The 6,465-nt window shown below is 42.2% G+C and carries 5 protein-coding genes; 2 read left to right on the top strand and 3 right to left on the bottom strand.

The genetic code is table 11. The annotated features are described in order from the left end of the window. The first annotated feature begins 66 nt into the window (after positions 1-66). A complete protein-coding gene (locus tag AB4653_RS04870) occupies positions 67-3,165 on the top strand; it encodes a GH116 family glycosyl hydrolase (RefSeq protein WP_102257655.1) in 3,099 nt (1,032 codons plus the stop codon). Positions 3,166-3,261: 96 nt separating this feature from the next. Next, positions 3,262-4,275, top strand: coding sequence for a LacI family DNA-binding transcriptional regulator (locus AB4653_RS04875; RefSeq protein WP_102257654.1), 1,014 nt, complete (start codon positions 3,262-3,264; stop codon positions 4,273-4,275). Positions 4,276-4,413: 138 nt separating this feature from the next. On the opposite strand, the gene AB4653_RS04880 is transcribed toward AB4653_RS04875, so the two are convergent. From AB4653_RS04880 to AB4653_RS04890, 3 genes are all read right to left on the bottom strand, one after another. Then, on the bottom strand, positions 4,414-4,770 hold the full coding sequence (locus tag AB4653_RS04880) for a hypothetical protein (RefSeq protein ID WP_102257653.1): 357 nt from the start codon (positions 4,768-4,770) through the stop codon (positions 4,414-4,416). A gap of 237 nt (positions 4,771-5,007) precedes the next feature. Beyond that, positions 5,008-5,394 (bottom strand): hypothetical protein, encoded by a 387-nt coding sequence (locus AB4653_RS04885; RefSeq protein ID WP_102257652.1) that lies wholly within the window; start codon positions 5,392-5,394, stop codon positions 5,008-5,010. Between the two features lie 546 nt (positions 5,395-5,940). Further along, positions 5,941-6,120, bottom strand: coding sequence for a hypothetical protein (locus tag AB4653_RS04890; protein WP_102257651.1), 180 nt, complete (start codon positions 6,118-6,120; stop codon positions 5,941-5,943). Positions 6,121-6,465: the final 345 nt, after the last annotated feature.

Here is a 6,465-nt window from a genome sequence, read left to right on the forward strand (position 1 = left end):
ATGTTGATGTCTCCATTTTAAAAAGATATTAACAAGAAGAAAAAAATATTCAATGGCGGTTTTAAAATGAATAATAAAATTCCATATACGAGCTACTCAGGAAATTCGGAACACTTATGTAAAAAAGGTGATGCAGTTGAATTTATTCAACCTTGGTACACGCCAATTTCTACCACACCAGAAAATACCGGTATGGCGGTGGGCGGAATTGGTAACACATTTACACTGACGCCAAACGGAAAAACACCAAATTTCAGCTTTATTCCGGGAATATTTGTCGATTGTTCAGAGCAAGTTATTAATTTTAATGATTTTTATGCGTCAGTGATGAATGTGCCAACCATCGACACGCTGCAAGTTTTTAATGAACAAGAGCTAAGCGTTCACCTGAACTTCTATCCTGCTTTGTTCGATGGAAAAAAGATTGAAAGTAGAGAAATGTCGAATGCGATTAGTCTCATTCAAACAGCATTAAAAAATGGTCGCTTCTACCAAGAAAATAAAACTAACTTTACAAAATGGAACGTTGAATTTTCAAATAAGACTCAATTGTTGATTGAAGAAGATTCATCTTCAACTATTTGTCAATTATATGTAGCCTTAGATTTCTTTAATGGTTTATTAATAAATGATACAACGAGATTATTATCACTCACTGCGGGTAATAATAATGATATGGATAGTATCAATGGCAGTGATATAGATAGTGTTAATGGCAGGGATATAGAATGCCAAGCTTTATATCCACTGGCTGAATATAAATACAGTAGCTTCGAAGATATTAATATAAAGCGTAAGGTAGTCTCTCCGATCGTTAAAGAGAACAAACGCCTTTGCTCTTTACCGATGCATTGGAATCACTTCGAATTAACCAATAATTCATCGCAACCACGCGTGATTACGCTTGCTCAGCCGCTACAAAACTTGATTGGCTCTACCTACCAAAAAGGCCGTGATGGCATTCAGGATTCGGCATGTACCTTGTCTCAAAATCCGATTGCTCAGCAGCATGAAGTGGTTAACTTAAAAGGCGAAAGTCACAGTTTTACGGGTGTTCAATTGTCTAGCCAATCGCCTTATCAAAGCGATATTGAAGGCGAAGTGGTGTTTGGTGTTCAAGCGGATAACCATTTGACTGAATCTGGTAAGGTTTCGATTTCTGTCAAACCAACGCTTTATACCTCTAAGACTGCTCAGCAAACAGAGTTCGCACTGAAAACAGGCCGTACCAACGCTGAATTCCAAACAGGAATTTATACGGGGCGTGAAGCATTGAGCGCATTGGTTGTTGTTCAGGTTGAATTAGAAGCGGGTGAGTCTGTTGACCTGCGTTTTGCACAGGTGATGGCTCACAGCAAAGTCATGCTTAATGGTTGGCACTCAGATAAGGCTTACACGCAATTTTACCCGCAAGTAAAGCCTGCATTACCTATGTTAGAAGACATGTTGCCAAAGCTCGAAGCCATTGAGCAGCAGATCGTCGCACAACAAACAACTTTCTTAGAGCAAGCTCAAAACAAGATCTCGCAGCCTGAATCGGCACTTCGCTATGCGACGATGGCGATGAACTCATTGTCGTTCTTAGCGGAATCAACGGTATGGGACAAAGAAGATAAGTTCTTAGTAAAAGAGTGTGTCGACTACCCATTCTTTAACTCTCTGGATGTGTACTTCTACGGCTCATTTTCGCTGCTTTATTTGCTGCCTGAGCTTGATGGCTGCGTGATGAAAGCGTTCTCGAAAGCCATTTTGGCGGAAGACTTTACCGAGCGCCGATACTGGGAATACGAAGCGACGCCTAATGCAGAATTGATTGATGACAAGTACCAAGGCGTACGTGCCATTCGAGGCGCGGTAATCCACGACTTGGGCAGCCCATTCGACATCCAGCCTGACGCGTACAGCTGGCACAACGTGAAAGAGTGGAAGGACTTAGCACCGAAATACATTCTGATGGTGTACCGCCACTATCAAAACACACAAGATATTTCTGTGGTTAAAGAGTGCTGGCAGGCCGTAACAGAGAGCATCGATTTCTTATCGAACTTGATCGCTGAAGGCGATGATTTGCCGCTAACCCGTGGAACAGACGATACCTTTGATAACCTAGCTTCTCACGGCATCTCTATTTATTGTGCGAGCCTGTGGGTTGCTGGCTTGCAAGCCGCGAGCGAACTTGCTCAATTGATGGGTGAAAGCGAGCGAGCTAGCGGTTACTTAACGCGTTCTAAAAAGGCGTTGGCAACCGTTGAGCAAAGCTTGTGGGATGACAAAGAGGGTTACTACCACTTCTTCGTGACGCCAGTTCAAGCCAAGCATTTAACAGGTGAAGGCTATCAAGCTCTGGAAACCTTAGGACTTTCATTGACTGGTGATGCGATTGCTGACAAGAACACGCTCAATACCTATCTCAATGAAACGGATACTTCCATCAGCATCAGTAAGGTATCTCAAAGAGTCTCTAAGAAACGCTTGCTGAGTGAGACGGCGCCACAAGCCTTTACTCAAGAATACTTAGATTTAGTGCCAGATTCCGACAACAGCTTTGGCGATGCCTTGTTGGCTGACAGCTACCTAAAGCTCATCGGTTTAGAAGGTATTTTCCCGCAAGAGAACATCCAACGCGCACTAGACTATGTTTATAAGCATAACTTCGAAATTAACAGCCCTAAGCTTGGGGTTGCGAATATGACGTTGGCCGATGGTTCGCCGCATGAGGCATTTCAGGCTCAAGATGTGTGGATTGGTGTGCAGTTTAGTGTCGCAACGGCGTTGAGTCTGGCAGGTAAAAACCAGCAAGCAGAAACATTGATGGATACCGTGTATACCGCACTCTATGACTATTCAAAAATTCCATTTGCAGCGCCAGAAGGGTTCAATTGCTCTGTGTCTGTCAATGAGGCAGATCTTATAGAAGCATTTAAATTGACGCAAAATGATGCGAAAAACTGGCTAAGTGTACTTAAATGTCAAAACTGTGTGCTGTCTGACGGTCGGATTAATCCAACCTTGACGAAAGATACTGATAATTTTGTTAAAATGGTGAGCGGTGAAATTCCGTTAGAAAAGCTGGCAGGCTTACACAAATGGTTACTGAGTACTGGCTTGAAATATACGGCTGGTCGTTACTTCAGACCGGGGATGATCTTCGCTTACATGTATTAACTTAATGACACGAGTTTTAACGAAAGCAGTGGTATGCAGGTAGAAACTGATGGGGAGCTTAAAGCTCCCCGAATGTCACTTGATTAGGGATTCGAGATGCGCACTAAAACAAAAAAAACAACAGTATACGATGTAGCAAGACTGGCTGGTGTTTCTCCCAGCACTGTGTCTCGCTTCCTTAATCGAACCACTTATGTGTCTGACGATAAAAGCCAAAATATTGAGCAAGCGATTAAAGACACTGGCTACAAACCTAATTTTCAAATGCAAGAAAACACCAACCGACGTTCACTCACCATTGGTGTCTTGGTGCAACACCCTGACAGCCCTTATACCAGTCGTATTCTCAATGACATGGAGAAAACACTGATCGCTCAAGGCTATTCGTTAGTGATCGCGACAGGGCATTGGCAGAAAAAGTTAGAAATGCACGCGTTGGAGTATCTCGCAAAAAGTAACGTGGATGGCATGATCATCGTGACAGGAAGCATTACTCAGGAAGAGATTGCCAAGTATGCACAAGACATTCCTATCGTGATGGTTGGCTACGATTTTGTTGAGAATAATGTCCGCTCCATCAACATTGATAACGTGTTGGGCGGCTACATGGCAACCTTACATTTACTGCAACAAGGGCATGTGAATATTGCTCATATTAAGGGGCTTTCAACTCAACCTGATTCGGGAAATCGCTTTGAAGGCTATAAGAAAGCACTTCAAGAGGCGGGTATTAAAGTGATGCCAAAACTCGTTAAACAGGGTGATTTCAGTAGTGAGTCAGGCTACGAGAAAACGGTAGAGTTGATTGAATCTAAGGTTCACTTCTCCGCCTTGTTTGCTGCTAATGACCAAACGGCTTACGGTGCGATTAAGGCGCTGTCTGACCACGGTTATAAAGTGCCAGAAGATGTGTCTGTGATTGGGTTTGATGACTTGCCAACGTCGAAGTATTTTACGCCAGCGTTAACCACCTTAAGGCAGCCGATTGAAGAGATTGGCGAAGTGTGTGCTCAGTCGATCTTGAACTTGTTATCTGGCGAACGGCATGAAGCTCGATTGCCACCCATTGATTTAATCGTCAGAGAGTCGACCAAGTCTCTGTATCGTTAATTTCAAGGCAAGCCTCAAGGTGGTGCGCCCGTGATGATTCGCTTCGGGACAAAAGCAAGTTTGAGAACAGCAGAGTGAAGGCTTTCCAAGCATACGATTCAAGCCGGATAGAAGTAGTCAAGATAGTTTTGAAGTAACCTACAGGTCCTCACCGGAGTAGCAATATCGCCCAGCATCTTCATCACTCATCCAGTAATTATCAATATAGATCCTTGCGCTTGAAGGAGACGAGTCATGTTCATTTTTAAACACTAAAACGTCTTGAAATCCATATTGACGCAGATTGCCTTTGATGTAAGAGCCTGAATTCAAGCCAGAGTATGGAGGGTAGGCCTCAGCTAATAACCAACCCTTTGATGTATTAATCGCCATGTGATCATTTTCACATTCATAATGGTCATTTGCTATATATCCCCATTCTTCACTAGCATAGATCTTTGTGGCACCAACGCAGAACAAAAGAGCAATAATAGCTTTGATTTTAGAGTTTTTCATAATAATCTCATATGTAGAATTGAATGGATTGGCACGCGCTAATCATTCTATCTCACTTTCCGCAGACTTAAATTATCACTATCTTCTGGTGCATCGCTCATTCAAATATCTCCATCTTTCTCGCAATCATTTGCAAGAGGACATTTGAAAAAAGCTAGTAACTTCTACGGGGCAATAGTGATCATTTTTGTAATTATTTTCATCTGGTTACACGAATCGATCTGGGACAAAAGCGTCTTAGTTTAAAAGAAACTTAGGTGGCTCAATTAAGAGAGGTTCTAAAACGTTATAGGCTCTCTCTTTGGCTTTTTGGGTCGCGTTTTCAGCTGTTGCCGCTAGGATGATATCTCGTTCTTCTGCTGTAACGATAACAGTGAAAAAAATCGCTTCGAGGACTCTATATGGATATTGATTGGGATTGCCTTTAACAACCGAAAACGGGAACATTTTCGTTAAAGACATCAATTCTTGTGAGGCTCGAGTAGCGCGGGTGCCTAGTATAAAACCTATCGTTTGTGCGTAATCTTTGATCGTTGTGAAAGCAGTGTCATTGGCACTTTCTTCGACAATCACACCAAAATCTTTCCAGTTAACAAACGTCAGATCTTCAATTCTCTCAAACATTTATTAGTTTCCTCTATAGACCGTCATTTATAATCACATAAGCTATTAGGCTAAATGTCTCCATATGGATACACTGTCCCATGAGTTTTTAACCGAATCAATAATCATGAATTCTTTATCTTTAACAAAATTACAGGCAGATTTGCTAGCAAGTAGATTGGAAAAATCCGGGTACATTTCATCGGAAAGGAAAATGTACGTCCGTTATTCTACATCCATTCGAGGAGACTCGGTATTCATACATCACAGTCTAGATGTCATTCGTTGCCGAATTAACACTGCTGCGAGTGGAGTGCTAGAGTCAACGTTTGGAAAACCCAATGGTAAAACCCCAGAGAGTCAGGATGACGGTAGGATGTTGAGCTGGTTTTTTAATGGGTATACGGGAAAGTCGACGACAACTCTTTAGTACTTATAGGGTGAGGTTATTTGTATCGCCCCACAGTCTAGACTTATGCCACTGTTTGGGACAGAAGCGAGATGTCCATAGCTAACAGCTTTCCTGCTTCAAATGTGGAAGGTCACTTACAAAACGTGGGCACAGATTTAGAACTTCACTTTTACTGTTTCACATCTGCCTTCAGTATTTACACCACCCTTATCGTCAAAAATTACAATATTACCGCTCGTACGTTCGATCACCATTTGTCTGATAGCTTTAGTAAAGTAGTTTCCCGTGTACTCGTAACCGTATTCACTATACAGGACAATACGGTCTGGCTTCATTTCGTACCTCCATGGAAGAGTAACCGTCGACGTCAATCCCATGTGCTCATTTTCTAGCCTTTTACCATCTATGGCTACAGTATGAACCCATGCATGCTGGAGTTTAGCTAACCACTAAGTTTGCAGCATAACGGTTGGTTCATCATTACCGTGCTTAACTCTGAATACTAATGGCGGGACTTCAATAACTTTATCATCATGCGTCATGTAAGTTGACTTTTCTATTCCGCACTCTAGGTAAGGGATTTTCTCTGTTTGAGATGAGGCTGAGAATAAGGTTAGTGCACTGATTAAAAAGAGTTTTTTAACAATAATGTACTTCTGGCAATGATTCTTCTAAGAGGC

The sequence above is a fragment of the Vibrio sp. 10N.222.48.A3 genome (genome assembly GCF_041475345.1).
Taxonomy (GTDB): Bacteria; Pseudomonadota; Gammaproteobacteria; order Enterobacterales; family Vibrionaceae; genus Vibrio; species Vibrio tasmaniensis_A.